The 16,701-nt window shown below is 73.6% G+C and carries 19 protein-coding genes; 13 read left to right on the forward strand and 6 right to left on the reverse strand.

Going from position 1 to position 16,701, the window contains the following annotated elements; all coding sequences use genetic code 11:
• The first annotated feature begins 43 nt into the window (after nt 1-43).
• Together ACWEV0_RS29815 and ACWEV0_RS29820 are read left to right on the forward strand one after the other, a co-directional pair.
• Nucleotides 44-1,345, forward strand: coding sequence for an MFS transporter (locus ACWEV0_RS29815; protein WP_453152745.1), 1,302 nt, complete (start codon nt 44-46; stop codon nt 1,343-1,345).
• Nucleotides 1,294-1,626, forward strand: coding sequence for a cupin (locus ACWEV0_RS29820; RefSeq protein WP_453152746.1), 333 nt, complete (start codon nt 1,294-1,296; stop codon nt 1,624-1,626). Before ACWEV0_RS29815 ends, ACWEV0_RS29820 begins: the two co-directional genes overlap by 52 nt.
• 40 nt (nt 1,627-1,666) lie before the next feature.
• Here the strand turns inward: ACWEV0_RS29820 and ACWEV0_RS29825 are convergent, their stop codons facing one another.
• Together ACWEV0_RS29825 and ACWEV0_RS29830 are read right to left on the reverse strand one after the other, a co-directional pair.
• A complete protein-coding gene (locus ACWEV0_RS29825; protein ID WP_453152747.1) occupies nt 1,667-2,602 on the reverse strand; it encodes a cache domain-containing protein in 936 nt (311 codons plus the stop codon).
• A 9-nt stretch (nt 2,603-2,611) separates the two neighbouring features.
• Nucleotides 2,612-3,394, reverse strand: a complete 783-nt coding sequence (locus ACWEV0_RS29830; protein ID WP_453152748.1) for a FadR/GntR family transcriptional regulator — start codon at nt 3,392-3,394, stop codon at nt 2,612-2,614.
• A gap of 121 nt (nt 3,395-3,515) precedes the next feature.
• On the opposite strand from ACWEV0_RS29830, the gene ACWEV0_RS29835 reads away from it, so the two are divergent.
• From ACWEV0_RS29835 to ACWEV0_RS29850, 4 genes are all read left to right on the forward strand, one after another.
• Complete coding sequence (locus ACWEV0_RS29835) at nt 3,516-4,553, forward strand: ABC transporter ATP-binding protein (protein WP_453152749.1); 1,038 nt, start codon at nt 3,516-3,518, stop codon at nt 4,551-4,553.
• Nucleotides 4,554-4,661: 108 nt separating this feature from the next.
• Nucleotides 4,662-5,861, forward strand: a complete 1,200-nt coding sequence (locus ACWEV0_RS29840; RefSeq protein WP_453152751.1) for an ABC transporter substrate-binding protein — start codon at nt 4,662-4,664, stop codon at nt 5,859-5,861.
• Nucleotides 5,862-5,870: 9 nt separating this feature from the next.
• Nucleotides 5,871-6,794: an ABC transporter permease gene (locus ACWEV0_RS29845; protein ID WP_453152752.1), complete on the forward strand. Its 924-nt coding sequence runs from the start codon at nt 5,871-5,873 to the stop codon at nt 6,792-6,794.
• 43 nt (nt 6,795-6,837) lie between these two features.
• Entirely contained in the window at nt 6,838-7,653 is an 816-nt protein-coding gene (locus ACWEV0_RS29850; RefSeq protein WP_453152753.1) for an ABC transporter permease, read from the forward strand.
• A gap of 36 nt (nt 7,654-7,689) precedes the next feature.
• On the opposite strand, the gene ACWEV0_RS29855 is transcribed toward ACWEV0_RS29850, so the two are convergent.
• The 4 genes from ACWEV0_RS29855 to ACWEV0_RS29870 form a co-directional block, all read right to left on the reverse strand.
• Nucleotides 7,690-8,085, reverse strand: coding sequence for a CU044_2847 family protein (locus tag ACWEV0_RS29855; protein WP_453152755.1), 396 nt, complete (start codon nt 8,083-8,085; stop codon nt 7,690-7,692).
• Nucleotides 8,086-8,108: 23 nt separating this feature from the next.
• The gene (locus ACWEV0_RS29860; RefSeq protein WP_453152757.1) at nt 8,109-9,440 is read right to left on the reverse strand and encodes an Ig-like domain-containing protein; all 1,332 of its coding nucleotides are present in this window, start codon (nt 9,438-9,440) and stop codon (nt 8,109-8,111) included.
• Between the two features lie 168 nt (nt 9,441-9,608).
• On the reverse strand, nt 9,609-10,094 hold the full coding sequence (locus ACWEV0_RS29865) for an SRPBCC family protein (RefSeq protein ID WP_453152759.1): 486 nt from the start codon (nt 10,092-10,094) through the stop codon (nt 9,609-9,611).
• A 52-nt stretch (nt 10,095-10,146) separates the two neighbouring features.
• Nucleotides 10,147-10,791: a TetR/AcrR family transcriptional regulator gene (locus ACWEV0_RS29870; RefSeq protein WP_453152761.1), complete on the reverse strand. Its 645-nt coding sequence runs from the start codon at nt 10,789-10,791 to the stop codon at nt 10,147-10,149.
• Nucleotides 10,792-10,878: 87 nt separating this feature from the next.
• Between ACWEV0_RS29870 and ACWEV0_RS29875 the strand changes: the two genes are divergently transcribed.
• From ACWEV0_RS29875 to ACWEV0_RS29905, 7 genes are all read left to right on the forward strand, one after another.
• Nucleotides 10,879-12,162, forward strand: coding sequence for an FAD-dependent monooxygenase (locus ACWEV0_RS29875; protein ID WP_453152763.1), 1,284 nt, complete (start codon nt 10,879-10,881; stop codon nt 12,160-12,162).
• Between the two features lie 40 nt (nt 12,163-12,202).
• Nucleotides 12,203-12,805 (forward strand): PadR family transcriptional regulator, encoded by a 603-nt coding sequence (locus ACWEV0_RS29880; RefSeq protein ID WP_453152765.1) that lies wholly within the window; start codon nt 12,203-12,205, stop codon nt 12,803-12,805.
• 68 nt (nt 12,806-12,873) lie between these two features.
• Nucleotides 12,874-13,323: a peroxiredoxin gene (locus ACWEV0_RS29885; protein WP_453152767.1), complete on the forward strand. Its 450-nt coding sequence runs from the start codon at nt 12,874-12,876 to the stop codon at nt 13,321-13,323.
• 90 nt (nt 13,324-13,413) lie between these two features.
• A complete protein-coding gene (locus tag ACWEV0_RS29890) occupies nt 13,414-13,818 on the forward strand; it encodes an SHOCT domain-containing protein (RefSeq protein WP_453152769.1) in 405 nt (134 codons plus the stop codon).
• 8 nt (nt 13,819-13,826) lie between these two features.
• Nucleotides 13,827-14,774, forward strand: a complete 948-nt coding sequence (locus tag ACWEV0_RS29895; protein WP_453152771.1) for a hypothetical protein — start codon at nt 13,827-13,829, stop codon at nt 14,772-14,774.
• A gap of 88 nt (nt 14,775-14,862) precedes the next feature.
• Nucleotides 14,863-15,309: an RrF2 family transcriptional regulator gene (locus ACWEV0_RS29900; protein ID WP_453152773.1), complete on the forward strand. Its 447-nt coding sequence runs from the start codon at nt 14,863-14,865 to the stop codon at nt 15,307-15,309.
• A 91-nt stretch (nt 15,310-15,400) separates the two neighbouring features.
• On the forward strand, nt 15,401-16,588 hold the full coding sequence (locus ACWEV0_RS29905; RefSeq protein WP_453152775.1) for a globin domain-containing protein: 1,188 nt from the start codon (nt 15,401-15,403) through the stop codon (nt 16,586-16,588).
• The last annotated feature ends 113 nt before the right edge of the window (nt 16,589-16,701 follow it).

Below are 16,701 nucleotides of genomic sequence, written 5' to 3' on the forward strand. Positions count from 1 at the left end.
TTCACCTTGATGGGCCTGTCCGGCCGGCGGGAGGCTGATGTCCATGCCCGCTCCTCCCTCTCCTCCCCTCGCCGCGTCCCGTCCCCCCGTCCTGATCCTCACCCTCGCCGGTGCCGTGACGGTGGCGAACATCTACTTCCCGCAGCCGCTGCTGGCGGCGATGGCCCGCGACCTCGCCGTCTCCGACCGGACCGCCGGTCTGGTGGCGACGGCCGCCCAGCTCGGCTACGCCCTGGGCATCCTGCTGCTCGTGCCGCTCGCCGACACCGCCCGGCTGCGCCGGCTCGTCCGGGCCCTGCTCGCCCTGACCAGCGCGGCGCTGCTGGTCGCGGCCGCGGCCCCGAACGTCCTCGTCCTCGCCGTCGCCACCCTGGCCCTGTCCACCACGACGGTGCTTCCGCAGATCCTGACCCCGGTCGCCGCGTCCCTCGCCGGCCCGGAGGGGCGCGGCCGGGTCGTCGGCGTCATCGGCCTGGGCCTCACGCTGGGTTCCACGCTGTCCCGTACGGTCTCGGGCGCGGTCTCCGACGCGAGCGGCAGCTGGCGGACGGCCTATGCGGTGGCCGCCGTGGCGACGGCTGGTCTGCTGTGGGCGCTGCCGCGCGCCCTGCCCCAACGGCTCGGCGGCCCGGACGCGCGCCCGGTCCCGTACGGCCGGATGCTCGCGGGGCTGCCGGGGCTGCTCGTCGCGCATCGCGCGCTGCGGGTGTCGGCGCTGCGCGGCGCGTGTGTGTTCGGCGCGTACAGCGTCTTCTGGGCGGCGCTCGTCTTCCATCTGGCCGCCCCTCCGCTGGGGTACGGCCCGGGGGCGGCCGGTCTGTTCGGGCTGCTCACCGTGCCGGCGGCGCTGGCGTCGGCGTACGCGGGGCCGCTGACCGACCGGTACGGAGCGGGCCCGACCGGGCTGGTGGCGCTCGGGTGTGTGGGGCTCGCCCTGGCGGTGGCGGGTCTGGCGCCGGATTCGCCGGTGGCGCTGGTGGCGGCCGCGGGCCTCGTGGTGCTGGGCACGAGCGCCTGTCAGGTCGCGAACCAGGCGCGGGTCCTGGGCCTCGGGCGGGCGGTGGCGGCCCGGGTGAACACGGTCTTCATGCTGGCCACCTTCGCGGGCGGCGCACTCGGCTCGCTGACCGCTGTCTGGCTGTACGAGGGGTACGGCTGGCCGGCGGCGCTCCTCGCGGCGGCGGGGTTCGTCGTGCTCGGGTTCACCGCGGGGGCGCGGCGGCCCCGACTTGCGGGACGCGCGGCAGGCGCAAGGCTGGGAGTACCGGTCCGCGCACGCCGCAGGGAGACACGATGCAGGAGCCCGCACCCTTCGACCTCACCGCCCTCGCCGACGAGCACCTGACGAAGGCGCGTGCCGACGCGCACGGCCGCAGCGCCCATCTGGTGGTGCACGACGGCGTGCTGCGGCAAAGTGTGATCGCCATGACGTCGGGCACGGCCCTGGACGAGCACAACGCGCCGCCCGCCGGCAGTCTCCAGGTCCTGCGCGGCCGGGTGCGGCTGACGGCGGCGGGCCGCTCCGAGGACCTGGCGGCCGGTCAGCTCCAGATGATCCCGAAGGAGCGGAACGGCCTCTACGCGCTCGACGACGCGGTGGTGCTGCTCACGGCGGTCAACGACTGACGCACCCGTCACGCCGCGTCGGCCGGCCGGCCGACGGATCTCACCGCTCCGGCGTCACGAGCACCAGCGGTGTGCCCGCGCAGGGCGTCAGGTGCAGGTCGCCGTGGCGCTGGACGGATTCCGGCCCGGCGTCCGGGGCGGCGGCGAGCACGGCGGCGAAGTCGGGGCCCTTGGTGAGGGAGCCGGCGAGATGCGCCGGGTCGGTGGAGGCGGCGACGCGGCCGCGGGCGTTGACCAGGCGGGCCGGGACGGGGAGTTCCTGGAGGACGGGCAGCACGGCCGCCTCGAAGTGGCGCAGGTAGACGTCGGCGGCGGCGACGCCGGCGAACCGTCCGTCGACCCGGACCGGCTCGGAGAGCGTCAGGCCGTACTCGTCGGAGCAGAGGTAGTCGACGTACGGCCCGGCGACGGCCCGCAGGCCGGTCTCGCGGGGCAGGGCGTACCAGTCCCAGTGGGTGTAGTCGGAGTACGCGGAGTGCTCGGGGTCCAGGTCGAGGAGCAGCGGCCGAACCGCGCCGTCGGGGCCGCGCTGCCACCATTCCAGCCAGGCCGGGACGTCGGCCAGGAGGCCGGGCGCGGCGACGAAACCGATGCCGGAGACGAGTTCGTGGCGGGCGAGCCGGTCGTGGAGGCCGGGCCGTAGGGCGGCGAGGCCGGCCGATACCGGTGCCGTGCCGTCGGTGGCCGGGGCGGCGAGCAGCGCGGCGGTGTCCTCGCGGGTGGCGGCGACGGCGGCGAAGACGCCGTCGAGGGTCTCGCGCACGCGGGTCGACACGGCGTCGGCGAGGGCGCGGTACGAGCCGGGGCCGGCGCCGGGCGCTTCGGCTTCGCGGAGAGCGCCCGTCCCCGATGTCCCGCCGGCGGAGCAGGCCGCCGACGGAGCCGTCGCCCGCGCATCACCTCTTCCCGTCTCCCCCGTGCCCGTCGCCTCGGTCGCGGCTGCCGTGCCGTGGGCGAGCGCGGGGGGTGTGGACATCGGGTCCTCCTACGGACGCGGCCCGGGGGCGCGGGTGGGGGGTTCGAGGCGCAGGGCGATCAGGCGGGCCACGGAGTCGCGCACGCACTGTTCGGCCAGCGTTCTGGCCCGCTCGTCGGCCTCATCCTGCACGGCGGAGATCACGGAGCGGTGACGATCCGCCACGCATTCGAGATACGCGGTGTCGTCGAGGACGAGGACGAGCAGGGCGCCCAACTCGGTCTGGAGGGCGATCTCCTCGCGGGTGAGGCGCGCGGACTGGGCGGCGGCGGCGAGTTCGACGTGGAAGCGGCCGTAGAGCCGGCTGCGGGCGGCGGGTTCCTCGGCGCGGGCGAGTTCGTCGACGGTGCGGGTGAGCGGGCGCAGGTCGCCGGGCTGGGTGCGCTGCGCGGCGAGCAGCGCGGCGGCGCCGGACACGGCGGCCCAGTGGTCGCCGAGGTCGCGCAGCTCCTCGGTGGACCAGTCGGCGAGGCGGGCGCGCAGCCGGTCCTCGGGCGGGCCCTCGGGGAGCGTGACGAAGCTGCCGCCGCCCCGGCCGCGGCGGGTGGTGACGAGGCCCTGCTGCCGCAGGGCCATGAGGGCCTCGCGCAGGGTCACGGTGGAGACGCCGAGCTGGGCGGCGAGTTCGGCCTCGCCGGGCAGCTGCTCGCCGTCGGCGAGGAGACCGAGCTCGATGGCGTCGCCGATCCGGCGGACCACGGTGTCGACCCGGGCCCGGGTGTCGACGGGGGTGAACACGGCTCGGCGCGCGCTTCCGTGCGCGCTCCCGCCCTGTCTGCCGCCTGGTTTCACGTTTATCACCTCGCGCGCTGACTAAGGCTTTACCTTAAAGGGGTCTTGAGATTTGAACTATGACTTCATATGTTTACGTCCACTCGTCAGAACGCGCCCCGCACCAGAAAGGTTCCCGCCCATGGAGGGAATGGCGATCCGGCTCTCGGGTCTCCGCAAGAGCTACGGCCGGACCGAGGCGGTGGCCGGGGTGGACCTGGAGATAGCCGACGGCGAGTTCTTCTCGATGCTCGGCCCCTCCGGCTCCGGCAAGACGACCGTGCTGCGGATGATCGCCGGCTTCGAGACGCCGAGCGGCGGCAGCGTCGAACTGGCCGGACAGGACGTCACGCGGCTCGCACCCTTCGAGCGGGACGTGCACACCGTCTTCCAGGACTACGCCCTCTTCCCGCACATGACGGTGGAACAGAACGTGGCCTACGGCCTGAAGGTGCGCGGGGTCCCGAAGGCCGAGCGCCTGGTCAGGGCCCGCGCCGCGCTCACGCAGGTGCGGCTCGAAGGGCTCGGCAGGCGCCGCCCGGGCGAGCTGTCCGGCGGCCAGCGCCAGCGCGTCGCGCTCGCCCGCGCCCTCGTCGGCCGCCCCCGCGTGCTGCTGCTCGACGAACCGCTCGGCGCGCTCGACCTCAAGCTGCGCGAGCAGATGCAGGTCGAGCTGAAGGCCATCCAGCGGCAGGTCGGGATCACCTTCGTGTTCGTCACCCACGACCAGGAGGAGGCCCTGACGATGAGCGACCGGATCGCCGTCTTCCACCAGGGCCGGATCGAGCAGGTCGGCACCCCCGCCGAGATCTACGAGCGCCCCGCTACGCCCTTCGTCGCCGGTTTCGTCGGCACCTCCAACCTGCTCAGCGGCGAGGCCGCGCGGACCGTGGTCGGCGCCGCCGGCACGTACAGCATCCGGCCGGAGAAGATCCGGGTCGTCAAGGACCCGGCCGCGCCCGCCGAGGACGGCCACGCCCATGCCGCGGGAACCGTCGCCGAGGTGGTCTACCTGGGCGACGCCACCCGTTTCCTCGTCGACCTGGACGCGGGCGGCCGGCTCACCGCCCTCCAGCAGAACCTGGAGACCTCCTCCGCCGACCTCGCCGCCTTCCGCGGCGCCCGGGTCGCCCTGCACTGGCACCCGCGCCACGCGGTCCCGGTCCCCGAAGCCCCGTAACGGCACGCCAGGCCCGTAAGGCCGGCAGAGCCAGGGCACGACACGGCACCGCCCGTCGCCCGCACCGCACCGCACCACCCTCATGTCCCTCACGCAACGGAGAAACACGTGCGCCTGCACCGCTCGCTCCTGACGGCCGCCGCCGTCTCCGGACTGCTGCTCGTCACCGCCTGCGGCTCCGCCGACCAGGCCGGTGCCGGGAAGTCCGGCGGCCTCAACCCGCCCGCCCTCAAGGCGCCCACCTCCCTCGGTGCCCCCGAGGGCCAGGTCAACCTGATCGCCTGGGCCGGCTATGTCGAGGACGGCTCCAACGACCCCAAGGTCGACTGGGTGACGCCCTTCGAGAAGCAGACCGGCTGCCAGGTCAACGCCAAGACGGCCGCCACCTCCGACGAGATGGTGGCGCTGATGAAGACCGGCGAGTACGACGCGGTCTCCGCCTCCGGCGACGCCTCGCTGCGGCTGATCGCGTCCGGCGACGCGGCGCCCGTCAACACCTCGCTCGTCCCCAACTACAAGGACGTCTTCGCCGGCCTGAAGAACCAGGGCTGGAACTCGGTCAAGGGCGTCGCCTACGGCATCCCGCACGGCCGGGGCGCCAACCTCCTCATGTACGACACCACCAAGGTGAAGCCCGCCCCGACGTCCTGGTCGGCCGTGTTCGACCAGGCGTCCGCGCACAGCGGCAAGGTCACCGCGTACGACTCCCCCATCTACATCGCCGACGCGGCCCTCTACCTCATGGCCACCAAGCCGGAACTCGGCATCAAGGACCCGTACGCCCTCGACCAGAAGCAGTTCGAGGCCGCCGTGGACCTGCTCAAGCAGCAGAACAAGCACGTCGGCGAGTACTGGAGCGACTATCTGAAGGAGATCTCCGCCTTCAAGAGCGGCGACTCCGTCGTCGGCACCAGCTGGCAGGTCATCGCCAACCTGGCCAAGGCCGAGGGCGCCAAGGTCGACGCGGTGCTGCCGAAGGAGGGCGCCACCGGCTGGTCCGACACCTGGATGGTGTCCGCCAGGGCCAAGCACCCCAACTGCGCCTACAAGTGGCTCGACTGGATCGTCTCGCCCAAGGCCAACGCCCAGGTCGCCGAGTACTTCGGCGAGGCCCCGGCCAACGCCAGGTCCTGCGCCGAGACCGCCGACAAGAACCACTGCACGGTCTTCCACGCGAGCGACGAGGCGTACTGGAAGAACGTGCACTTCTGGACCACTCCCATCGAGCAGTGCCTCGACGGCCGCACCGACGTGAAGTGCGTGCCGTACGCCAAGTGGGTGCAGTCCTGGAACGAGATCAAGGGCTGACGACGGCGCATGACCACGCTCACCCCCTCGCCCGGGACCACCACCCGGGCCGCCGAGGCCGACCGAGCCGCCGGACCCGTCCGGCGGCTCGCCGGGGCCCTGCACCGGAGGCCCCGGATCCGGCTCGCCGCGCTGCTCACCGCGCCGCTGCTCTGGCTGGTGCTGGCCTATCTGGGCTCGCTCGCCGCGCTGTTCCTGTCCGCGTTCTGGACCACCGACTCCTTCACCTCCGAGGTGGTCCGGGTCTGGTCGGCGCAGAACTTCCAGGAGCTCGTCACCTCGCCCGTCTACCGGACGGTCGCCCTGCGCACGGGGGGCGTGGCCCTCACCGTGACCGTGCTGTGCGCGGTCATCGCCTTCCCGCTCGCCTTCTACACCGCCCGGGTGGCGAGCCCGCGCCGCCGGCCGCTGCTCGTGGTCGCGATCCTCACCCCGCTGTGGGCGAGCTACCTGGTCAAGGTGTACGCGTGGCGGCTGATCCTGTCCGAGGGCGGGCCGCTGGACTGGGTGCTGAAGCCGCTGGGCCTGCACGGGCCTGGGTACGGGCTGACCGCCACCGTCCTGGTCCTCACCTACCTCTGGCTGCCGTACATGATCCTGCCGCTGCACACGGCGCTCGAACAGCTCCCGGACAACCTGCTGAACGCCTCCGCGGACCTCGGCGCGCGTGCCGGGCGGACCTTCGTCTCGGTGGTGCTGCCCATGGTGTGGCCGGCGGTCGCGGCCGGGTCCGTCTTCACCTTCTCGCTCAGCCTCGGCGACTACATCACGGTGCAGATCGTCGGCGGCAAGACCCAGCTCATCGGCAACCTCGTCTACTCCAACGTCACCCTCAACCTGCCGATGGCCGCCGCGCTCGGCACCGTCCCGGTGGCCGTCATCGTCCTCTACCTGCTCGCGGTGCGGCGCACCGGCGCGCTGCGCAGCCTGTGACCCGGCGGACCAGTCGGACCCGTCCGCGGAAGGACCTCCCCCGATGAACCTCTCCCGTCCCGCGCGGATCGCGCTGCGCACCGCGGCGGCCCTCGGCTTCGCCGTCATCTACCTGCCGCTGCTGCTCGTGCTCCTCGGCTCGCTCAACCCGGACCGCTCGGCGAGCTGGCCGCCGCCCGGGCTCACGCTGAAGTGGTGGTCGGCCGCCTGGGCCAACGAGGGGGCGCGCGAGGCGCTGTGGACCTCGGTGCGGACGGGGCTCGCGGCGACGGCGGTGGCGCTCGCGCTCGGCACGCTGATCGCCTTCGCGGTGCAGCGGCACCGCTTCTTCGGGCGCGAGGCCGTGTCGTTCGCCGTCGTGCTGCCGATCGCCCTGCCCGGCATCGTCACCGGCATCGCCCTCAACTCGGCCTTCGGCACGGTCCTGAAGCCGCTGGGCGTGGGTCTCGGGCTCTTCACGGTGATCGTCGGGCACGCCACCTTCTGCATCGTGGTGGTCTTCAACAACGTGGTCGCGCGGCTGCGCCGGCTGCCCGGTTCGTACGAGGAGGCGGCCATGGACCTGGGCGCGCACACCTTCCGTACCTTCTGGGACGTCACCTTCCCGCTGCTGCGCTCGGCGCTGCTCGCGGGCGGACTGCTCGCCTTCGCGCTCTCCTTCGACGAGGTCGTGGTCACGACCTTCACGGCCGGTCCCGGGGTGCAGACCCTGCCGCTGTGGATCTTCGACAACATGACCCGGCCTCAGCAGGCCCCGGTGGTGAACGTGGTCGCCGCGCTGCTCGTGCTGCTGTCCGTGATCCCGATCTACGCGGCGCAGCGGCTGTCCTCGGACACGGCGGGCGGCGGCCGGGTCTGACACTCCTCGGACGAGGTCTCGCCGTCACGTCGCCGGCTAGCCCTTGTCCCATTCGAGGGTGACGCGGAGGTTGGCGGAGGTGCTGCCCTGGACGACCAGGGCGGTGAGCCTGCCGCTCTGCAGGCCGAGTTGGCAGCCGAACTCCACGGTGGCCCGGTCGGGCGCGGCCCGGTGCAGGGCGTCGCCGATCTGCTGGGCGAAGGAGGAGAGGGCGGCGGTGACACCGGAGAGGTCGGGGAGGCGGTCCTCGAACCGTCCCTCCAGGTCCCCGGTCCCGTCCGCCGCCGAACCGTCGCCTCCCGGACCGCCTTCTCCCGGACCGCCTCCTGCCGGACCGTCTCCTGCCGGACCGTCTGCTGCGCGCCCGATCGGTGCGGCCTCCACGTAGAGCATGCCGCCGTCGGCGAGTTCGACCCCGGTGATCTCCGTCATCGTCACTCCTGTTCGTCGTGCCGTCAGAGGGCGGGGCGCAGGCCGCCCTCGGGGCCGGCCGCGCCGTCGGCGGCGGGGCCGAAGGCGCTGCCCCGGAGCCAGGCGGGCCAGCTCAGGTTCCAGTCGCCGTAGCCGTTGTCGAACGGCGTCATCTGCTCGCCGTAGCCGTTGACGACCCGGACGGGGTCGCCCTCGCGCAGCGTGCCGAAGAGCCAGGCGGCGTCCTCGGTGCTCATGCCGGTGCAGCCGTGGCTGACGTCCTCGCTGCCCTGGGCGTCGAGCGACCAGGGCGCGGCGTGCAGGTACTCGCCGCTCCACGTCACCCGGGTGGCCCAGTGGACCTTGAGGTCGTAGAAGTCGCCGCTGCCCCGTGCGATGCCGATGGAGTCGCCGCGCATCCGGACGGTGGCCTCCTTGCCGAGGACGACCTTCACGCCGCCGCGGGTGCGGTAGCCCTCCTTGCCCGTGGTGACGGGGATGCTGCGGATCTCCTGGCCGTCGCGCAGCACGGTGAGGGTGTGCGCGGCGACGTCGGTGACGGCCTCGGTCCGGTCGCCGATGGTGAGGGTGAGCGGCGCCGAGGGACCGCCGTAGAGCCGCCCGATGACGGGGACGCCGTCGAGGGCGCTGGTGACGCGGACGGTGGCGTGGGCGGGCCAGTAGGCGCGCGGGCGGTAGTGCAGGGTGGTGGGCGAGACCCAGTACCAGGAGCCTTCGGCGTACGGCTCGGAGCTGACGTGCAGCGCGCGCTCGACGGTACGGCGGGCCACGGGATCGGTCGCGGGGACGGGGTGGCTCAGTTCGGCGGTGAGCGGCTGGCCGACTCCGTACGTGCCCGCGCCGGGGCCGAGTTCGGCGGTGAGCCGCTCGCCCTCGGGTGCGGCGGGGACGCGCAGGTCGAGCCGGGCGCGCCGGCGCTGCGGCCGGCCGTCGTCGCCCTCGACGGTGAGGCGGGCGGTGTAGCGGGTGTCGGCCGCGAGCGGGCCGGTGCTGGTCCAGCGGGTGCCGTCGGCGCTGACCGTACCGGCGATCCGGTGCCCCTGGTGGTCGGTGACGGTGACGTCGGCGAGCCGGCCGGCGGTGCGCAGGGCGAGGTCGAGGGGGCCGTCGGCGGCGCGGCTTCCGTGGGCGTCCAGAGTGAGGGTCCGGCCGTCGAGGACGGCGATGCGGCGGGGGGTGGCGCACATCCGGCCGGCGGCCGGGCAGCTGCCGAGGGAGACGACGACGGTGCCGGCGGGCGCGGTGTGGGCGCGGGCGGCCGGGGGCTGGGCGGCGTTGAGGGCGAGGACGGCGCCCGCGGCGAGGGACAGGGCGCCCCAGCCCGTGAGGTTCCTGCCTCGCGTGTGTGACGCCATGTCGGACACCGCCTCTTCTCGCCGGCCGGACCTGGTCTGACCGGTGCATCAAAGCGGATCGAGGAACGAAAAGATGATCAACCGACCGGGCGTGGCGTGCGAGAGCCCCGCGAGACGACTCGAAAGCACCAACGCGGACGGCGGCGCCGGGCCTGCGAGGAGGTGCCTTCAGCGCGGCACGTCGGGCAGTTCCTCGCCGGTCTCCAGCAGGGTCTTGAGGCTGGAGACGATCGCCGGCCAGCCCTCGCTGACAAGGGCGCGGATGGTGCCGTCGGCCTTCAGGTCGTCGTGGACGACGGTGAGCTTGACCATGTCGCCGGCCGGCTCGATGTCGTACGTCACCTTGGAACGTCCCTCCTCGACGAGGCGGGCGTAGATGTCCTCGCCGATGCCGACCGCCTGGGCCCATTCGGGGGTGAAGGTGTGCCAGGCGTACGAGAGGCGCCGGCCGGGATCGGCGGCGAGGACGACCTGTGCGGGGTCGGAGGTGGTCCGCCCGCCCTCCTCCCAGACCATGGGCGAACCGGGGATCCAGTCCGTCTCGAAGACCACGCCCCAGTAGCGCCGGGTGAAGGCCGGGTCGGTGAGGGCCTTCCACAGCTCGTCGGGGGTGGTGCGGATGTACGTCGTGTAGACGAACGCGCTGTTGTCCATGGTGTCTGTCTCGGTCTCGGTGGTTTCGGTATCGGGGTTCTCACTGCTGAGCTCACGGTCGCAGGGCCGCGGCCACGAGCCCCTCGATCTCCTCCCTCGTGTCCCTCGCGTTCCTCATGCCGGCCCCGCCGTCCGTGGTGCCCTCTCCGGCGACCACCCGGTCCAGGACCAGTCCGTCCACGCACGCGAGCAGGGTCAGGCTGCGCGCCTCGGGGTCCGTGACGCCCCGGGCCGCCAGGAAGTCCCGGACGGCCTGGCGGCCCGGATTCTCCCTCGGCACCAGGATGTCGCGCAGTTCTGGGTCTCGCACGCTCTCCAGGACGCAGGCGTAGCGGGCGAGTGAGCGGCGCCGCCCCTCGCCGCCGGTCCGGGCGGCGACCAGCGCGACCAGGCCCCGCACCAGCGCGGCCTCCGTCAGCGGCATGGGGGTGCGCTCGGCGGCGGTGTGCAGCTCGGCCTGGTCGAGCTCGACGAGCCGGCGGACGAGCGCGGTGAGCAGGGCCGAACGGGTGCGGAAGTACGCGGACGTCGTCCCCGCGGGCAGCCCGGCGGCGGCGTCGACGGCCCGGTGGGTCAGACCGCGCATACCGGCGTCGGCGAGGACGCCGAGCGCGGCGTCGGCCAGCAGGGTGCGGCGGGAGCCGGGCGCGGGCGGGGTGTCGGGCGGGGTCTCGGGAGGGGTCTCGGGCGACGTCATCACCCCCTCTTTCTACACCTGTAGAGGCCAGGGTCTATCCTTCTACAGATGTAGAAGTCCTGGAGCGGACGGACGAGGAGCACGGACATGGGACAGACCGCCGTTGTCGTGGGCGCCGGGATCGGTGGGCTCGCCGCCGCCGTCGGACTGCGGCAGATCGGGTGGGAGGTGACGGTCGTCGACCGCGCGCCGGTCCTCGCGGACGCCGGGGCCGGCATCTCGCTGGCCGCCAACGGGATCCGCGCGCTGGACGCCCTGGGCGTCGGCGCGGCGGTACGGGCCGCCGGGCGCGGCCAGTACACCGGCGGCACCCGCACCCCGCGCGGCTCCTGGCTGGCCCGGATGGACGGCGCGGCTCTCGAACGCGCCCTCGGCTCCCCCATCGTCGGCATCCCGCGCGCCGAGCTGCACCGGCTGCTGCGCGACGCGCTCACCCCCGGCACGCTGCGCACGGCGGTGACCGCCACGGTGGCGGCGGCGCAACCGGACGGGCTGCGCACGCGGGTGACGTTCGAGCCGGCGGGCGGCGGCGCGGGCGGGCCGGTGGGCGGTGCTGCGGCAGGCGCTACGAGCGGGTCGGTGGGCGCTGCTGCGGACGGTGCCGCGAGCGGGTCGGTGGAGGTGGTGGAGGCGGATCTGGTGGTCGCCGCCGACGGTATCGGCAGCCGGACGCGCACCGCTCTGTTCCCGGGCCATCCGGGTCCGGTGCACAGCGGCTCGACCGTGCTGCGCGCCATCACGGAGCGCCCGCTCGACCTCCGTACCGACTTCGAGATCACCTGGGGGCGCGGGGCCGAGTTCGGGCACATCGCGTTCGCCGACGGGCGCGCCGAGTGGCACGCGGTGCTCAACGCGCCCGCCGAAGTGCGCCATCCGGACCCGCTCGCCCTGCTGCGCCGGCGCTTCGCGGACTGGCACGAGCCGATCCCCGAGCTGCTCGCGGCCACCCGGCCCGAGGACGTCCTCCATCACGACATCGGCGAACTGGCCACTCCGCTGCCGTCGTACGTCTCCGGCCGCACGGTCCTGCTCGGCGACGCCGCCCACGCCATGACCCCCAACCTCGGCCAGGGCGCCTGCCAGGCCCTGGAGGACGCCGTCGTCCTGGCCGCCGAACTCCACGGGACGGGTGACGTGGACAGCGCGCTCGCCCGCTACGACGCCGCACGGCGCCCGCGCGCCACCGCAGTCGCGGCGGCCGCCCGGCAGGCCGGCCGGATGGGCCAGCAGCTCGCCCACCCGCTCGCCGTGCCGCTGCGCAACGCCCTCATGCGGTTGGCCCCGTCGGGCACGGCGGTGCGGATGATCCTGCGCCACGCGTCCTGGACCCCGCCCGTCACGCCCCTCACCAGGTCTTTCGCGGGTGAATAGGTGTGGACCGAAGTATTCAACAGGCTGCTAGTTTGTCCGGATGTCTCTCAAGCACGCGGTCCTGGCGGCTCTCCTGGAAGGAGAGGCGTCCGGGTACGACCTGGCCAAGCTCTTCGACGTGTCCGTGGCCAACTTCTGGGCGGCCACGCCGCAGCAGCTCTACCGGGAGCTGGACCGGCTCTCCGAGGCCGGTCTCATCACGGCCCGGGTGGTGCAGCAGGAACGGCGCCCCAACAAGCGCATGTTCACCCTCACCGACGCCGGGCACCAGGACCTGATCACCTACACCGCCCACACCCCGAAGCCGACCGCGGTCCGCGACGAGCTCATGGTGCAGGTCCAGGCGTGCGACGAGGGTGACGCGGCGGCGGTGCGCGAGCACGTACGAGAGCGCATGGAGGCGGCCCGGGCGAAGCTCGCGCGCTACGAACGGCTGCGGGAGCGGCTCCTGGACGGCCTCGACGAGGCCGCCTATCTGGCACGGACCGAGCGCGTCGGGCCGTATCTGACGCTGATGCGCGGCATGGCGTTCGAGGAGGAGAACCTGCGCTGGGGCGAGCGGGTGCTCGCCGTGCTCGCGGAACGTCAGGAGCGGCAGGAGAGCCGGGCGAGTCAGGAGCGGCGGCAGGTCGCGCACGGCTGAGGCCGCTCCTCCGGTTCGTCCGCCGGACGGGTGACGGACGGGACTACCGTGGGGTAACGTCCGGACTCATGAAGGTCGGTGACATCGTCGAGGACTTCACACTTCCGGATGAGACCGGGCAGCCCCGTTCCCTGTCCGGACTCCTGGCCGAAGGGCCGGTCGTCCTCTTCTTCTACCCCGCGGCACTCACCCCCGGCTGCACGGCCGAGGCGTGCCACTTCCGCGACCTCGCGGGCGAGTTCCGCGCGGCCGGCGCCCAGCCCGTCGGCATCAGCAGCGACGAGGTCGCCCGGCAGCAGGAGTTCGCCGACCGGCACTCGCTCGGCTATCCGCTGCTCTCCGACCCGAAGGGCGAGATCCGCGACCGGTTCGGGGTGACGCGCGGCTTCTCGCTCGCCCCGACGAAGCGGGTCACCTTCGTCATCGACGAGGACCGACGGGTGCTCGAAGTGGTCCGCAGCGAGCTGCGGATGAGTGCGCACGCGGACCGGGCGCTGGCGGCACTGCGCGCCCGCTAGCCGGCCACGACATGCGCGCTCCGCGGGGTTCGACAACACTCGCTGGTACGCGAGGCCGTACCGGGCCCTCCGCGGGAACGGAGTGCAAGCATGGACGACTACCCGCTGCTCAACGTCTTCTGGACCATGCTCTGGTTCTTCCTCTGGATCATGTGGCTGTTCCTGCTCTTCAAGGTCGTCATGGACATCTTCCGTGACGACGAGATGGGCGGCTGGGGGAAGGCGGGCTGGCTGATCTTCTGCATCGTGCTCCCCTTCCTCGGGGTGCTCGTATACGTCATCGCCCGGGGCAAGGGCATGGGGCAGCGCGACGTGAAGCAGGCCAAGGAGAACGAGGCCGCGTTCCAGGACTACATCCGCAAGACCGCGGGCGCCGCGCCGGGCGGCGGCGGGGGCAGTGGTGTGGACGAGCTCGCGCGGCTCGCCGAGCTGAGGGACCGGGGCGCCATCACGGACGAGGAGTTCGAGCGGGCGAAGGCCAAGGTCCTGTCCTGACGCCCGCCGTGGGTGGCGAGGAGGAGGCACCCGCCCGGCTCTCGCGCTCGCTGCTGCGCTCGGCGAAGGCCGAACCGGGGCGGCTGCCGGAACTCCTCGCCTCCTTCGCCGCGCGCCGACTCGGCCCGGGGGCGGGACGAGCGGTGGCGCGACTGCGCCGGGAGCTGCCGGACGCGGACCCGGCCGAGCTGCGCGCCCGGGTGGTGGCACGGGGCGGCCGGGCGGTCGCCGCGGAGGGCGCGTTCGTCGGCGGGCCGTTCCTCGTGTTCGTACCGTTCGCGTTCTGTGCCGCACTGCTCTCGCAGGCGCGCACGGTACTCGAACTGGCGGCGCTGGAGGGCCGGGACCCGGAGGATCCGGAGCGGGCCGCCGAACTGCTCGTCCTCCAGGGGGTGTACGAGGACACGGACGCCGCGCGGGCCGCGCTCGACGCCCGTCCCGAGCCGGCTCCCGGCGAGCGGCCGGGCCGAACCGCGGCCCTGTGGCGGCTGAGCATGCGGATGGCGCGGCTGCTCGGGGTGCTGACGCCCGGCGGGGACGGCGCGGGAGACGACCCGGACGGCGGCCCGGGGCTGCTCGTCAGGATCGGCCAGTGGGCCCTGTCGGGAGCGGTGTTCCTGGTCGGGCTCGTGGCGCCGCTGGTGTGGCTGCCGTATCTCGCCTTCACCTACCGCCGCACGACGGTGCGGCTCGCGGACCGGGCGACGGAGTTCTACGCGGGGGAGCTCGGGCCGCCCCGCACCGCCCGGCTCGATCCGGGGACGGCGCTCGCGCTGGCGCGGGCCCTGGCGTCGCTCCTGGTCCCGATCGCGGCGGTGGCCCTCGTGGTCCTCGCCGATCTGAAGATCGCGGGCGGACGGTGGCCGGCTCTGGGCGTCGCCCTGTTCACCACCTCGCTGGCGGTCGGCGGCTGGTGGGTGTGGCGGCGCAGACGACGGCACCGTCAGAAGGCATGACCGCGTGACCGCGTGACCTGCGTCACCGCGTGTACGGCCACCGACCCCCTAATACGACTCTCAGATGCGACTTTGATACGGTCATGCCGTGCGGTTGACGAAGTTCACCGACCTGGCGCTGCGTGCCGTGATGCGTCTGGCGGTCTCCGAGCAGGACAGCTACCCCACCACACGCGAGGTGGCGGAGTCCATGGCCGTGCCCTACGCCCACATGGCGAAGGTCGTCACCCGGCTCCAGCACCTCGGGGTCGTGGAGGCGCGGCGGGGCCGGGGCGGCGGGCTCGCGCTCACCGAGCTCGGCCGGCGCTCCTCGGTGGGCTGGCTGGCCCGGACCCTGGAGGGCGAGGAGGAGGTCGTCGCCTGCGAGGGCGATCCGCCGTGTCCGCTGCGGACGGCCTGCCGGCTGCGCGGCGCGCTGCGCGAGGCGCAGGACGCGTTCTACCGCACGCTCGATCCGCTGACCGTCGCGGATCTTGTCGGGCCCCCCACCGGACCGGTGCTCCTCACCCTGTCACCGGGCCCGCGCGACGGCTGACCACCCGGGATCCCCTGTTCCACCCCCGCGCCCCGGCGCGGGTTTCTCAACGCGTTAAATACGTAGATCATCTACCAGAATTGGAGACCTCATGCTCTCCGAGCAGGCCACCCCCGTCGTCCGCGCCACCCTTCCCGCCGTCGGCGGGGCGCTCGACGAGATCACCGAGCGGTTCTACGCGGGGCTGTTCGCCGCCCACCCCGAGCTGCTGCGGAACGTGTTCAACCGCGGCAACCAGGCCACCGGTGACCAGCGCAAGGCACTGGCCGGCTCCATAGCCGCCTTCGCCGGGGCGCTCCTGGACAGCCCCGACACCCGGCCCGACGTGATGCTGTCGCGGATCGCCCACAAGCACGCCTCGCTCGGCGTCACCTCCGAGCAGTACAAGGTGGTCCACGAGCACCTCTTCGCCGCGATCGTCTCCGTGCTCGGCGAGGCCGTGACGCCCGAGGTCGCGCAGGCATGGGACGAGGTCTACTGGCTGATGGCGAACGCGCTGATCGCCCTGGAGGCCCGGCTCTACGAGGAGCGGGGCGTCGCCGAGGGCCAGGTGTGGCAGGAGCTGGAGATCGCCGGCCGGCACGAGGAGACGCCCGACACGGTCTCCTTCTCGCTGCGGCACCCGGACGGGCGGCCGCTGCCGGCGTTCCGGCCGGGGCAGTACGTCAGCGTCCAGGTCGAACTGCCCGACGGCGCCCGGCAGATCCGCCAGTACAGCCTCTCCACCGCGCCCGGCCGCCCCGAGTGGCGCATCACCGTCAAGCGCGTCGACGGCGACCCGGCCGGCGAGGTGTCGTCCTGGCTGCACGCCCACGGCCGCGTCGGCGACCGGGTCGGCGTGTCGGCGCCGTTCGGCGACCTCGTGCTGCCCGAGGGCGACGGGCCGCTGCTGCTCGCCTCGGCGGGCATCGGCGCCACCCCCATGCTCGCGATGCTCGACCACCTCGGCCGGACCGGCTCGACCCGTCCGGTGACCGTCGTCCACGCCGACCGCTCCCCCGCCGCCCACGCCCACCGCGAGGAGCTGCGCCGGCTCGTCGAGGCGCTGCCGCAGGGCACGCTGCACCTCTGGTACGAGGAGCCGGGCGACGCCGACGCGCGCACGGGCCGAGCGGATGTGACGGCGCTGGAGCTGCCGGCGGGCCTGACCGCGTACCTCTGCGGCCCGCTGCCGTTCATGCGCGCCGTCCGCGGTGATCTGCTGGCCGGCGGGGTCGCCCCGGCGGACGTGCACTACGAGGTGTTCGGCCCCGACCTGTGGCTCGGCACCACGGTCTGAGCAGCCACGAAGGCGGGACCGGGCGCGCATGCTCCCGGATCTCGAGCGGATCGCCCGCCCGTCGCCCCCCAGCAGGGGCGGCGGGCGGGCGATCGTGCGTGCGCGGCGGCCGG

The organism is Streptomyces sp. NPDC003943 (assembly GCF_053605265.1).

Excerpts from the sequence above, each read along its gene's own strand:
- ACWEV0_RS29825 (WP_453152747.1), bottom strand. The coding sequence starts at position 2,602 with ATGTCCACACCCCCCGCGCTCGCCCACGGCACGGCAGCCGCGACCGAG.
- ACWEV0_RS29880 (WP_453152765.1), top strand. The coding sequence starts at position 12,203 with ATGTCTCTCAAGCACGCGGTCCTGGCGGCTCTCCTGGAAGGAGAGGCG.
- ACWEV0_RS29875 (WP_453152763.1), top strand. The coding sequence starts at position 10,879 with ATGGGACAGACCGCCGTTGTCGTGGGCGCCGGGATCGGTGGGCTCGCC.
- ACWEV0_RS29905 (WP_453152775.1), top strand. The coding sequence starts at position 15,401 with ATGCTCTCCGAGCAGGCCACCCCCGTCGTCCGCGCCACCCTTCCCGCC.
- ACWEV0_RS29850 (WP_453152753.1), top strand. The coding sequence starts at position 6,838 with ATGAACCTCTCCCGTCCCGCGCGGATCGCGCTGCGCACCGCGGCGGCC.
- ACWEV0_RS29865 (WP_453152759.1), bottom strand. The coding sequence starts at position 10,094 with ATGGACAACAGCGCGTTCGTCTACACGACGTACATCCGCACCACCCCC.
- ACWEV0_RS29835 (WP_453152749.1), top strand. The coding sequence starts at position 3,516 with ATGGAGGGAATGGCGATCCGGCTCTCGGGTCTCCGCAAGAGCTACGGC.
- ACWEV0_RS29815 (WP_453152745.1), top strand. The coding sequence starts at position 44 with ATGCCCGCTCCTCCCTCTCCTCCCCTCGCCGCGTCCCGTCCCCCCGTC.
- ACWEV0_RS29845 (WP_453152752.1), top strand. The coding sequence starts at position 5,871 with ATGACCACGCTCACCCCCTCGCCCGGGACCACCACCCGGGCCGCCGAG.
- ACWEV0_RS29820 (WP_453152746.1), top strand. The coding sequence starts at position 1,294 with ATGCAGGAGCCCGCACCCTTCGACCTCACCGCCCTCGCCGACGAGCAC.
- ACWEV0_RS29890 (WP_453152769.1), top strand. The coding sequence starts at position 13,414 with ATGGACGACTACCCGCTGCTCAACGTCTTCTGGACCATGCTCTGGTTC.
- ACWEV0_RS29855 (WP_453152755.1), bottom strand. The coding sequence starts at position 8,085 with ATGACGGAGATCACCGGGGTCGAACTCGCCGACGGCGGCATGCTCTAC.
- ACWEV0_RS29885 (WP_453152767.1), top strand. The coding sequence starts at position 12,874 with ATGAAGGTCGGTGACATCGTCGAGGACTTCACACTTCCGGATGAGACC.
- ACWEV0_RS29860 (WP_453152757.1), bottom strand. The coding sequence starts at position 9,440 with ATGGCGTCACACACGCGAGGCAGGAACCTCACGGGCTGGGGCGCCCTG.
- ACWEV0_RS29870 (WP_453152761.1), bottom strand. The coding sequence starts at position 10,791 with ATGACGTCGCCCGAGACCCCTCCCGAGACCCCGCCCGACACCCCGCCC.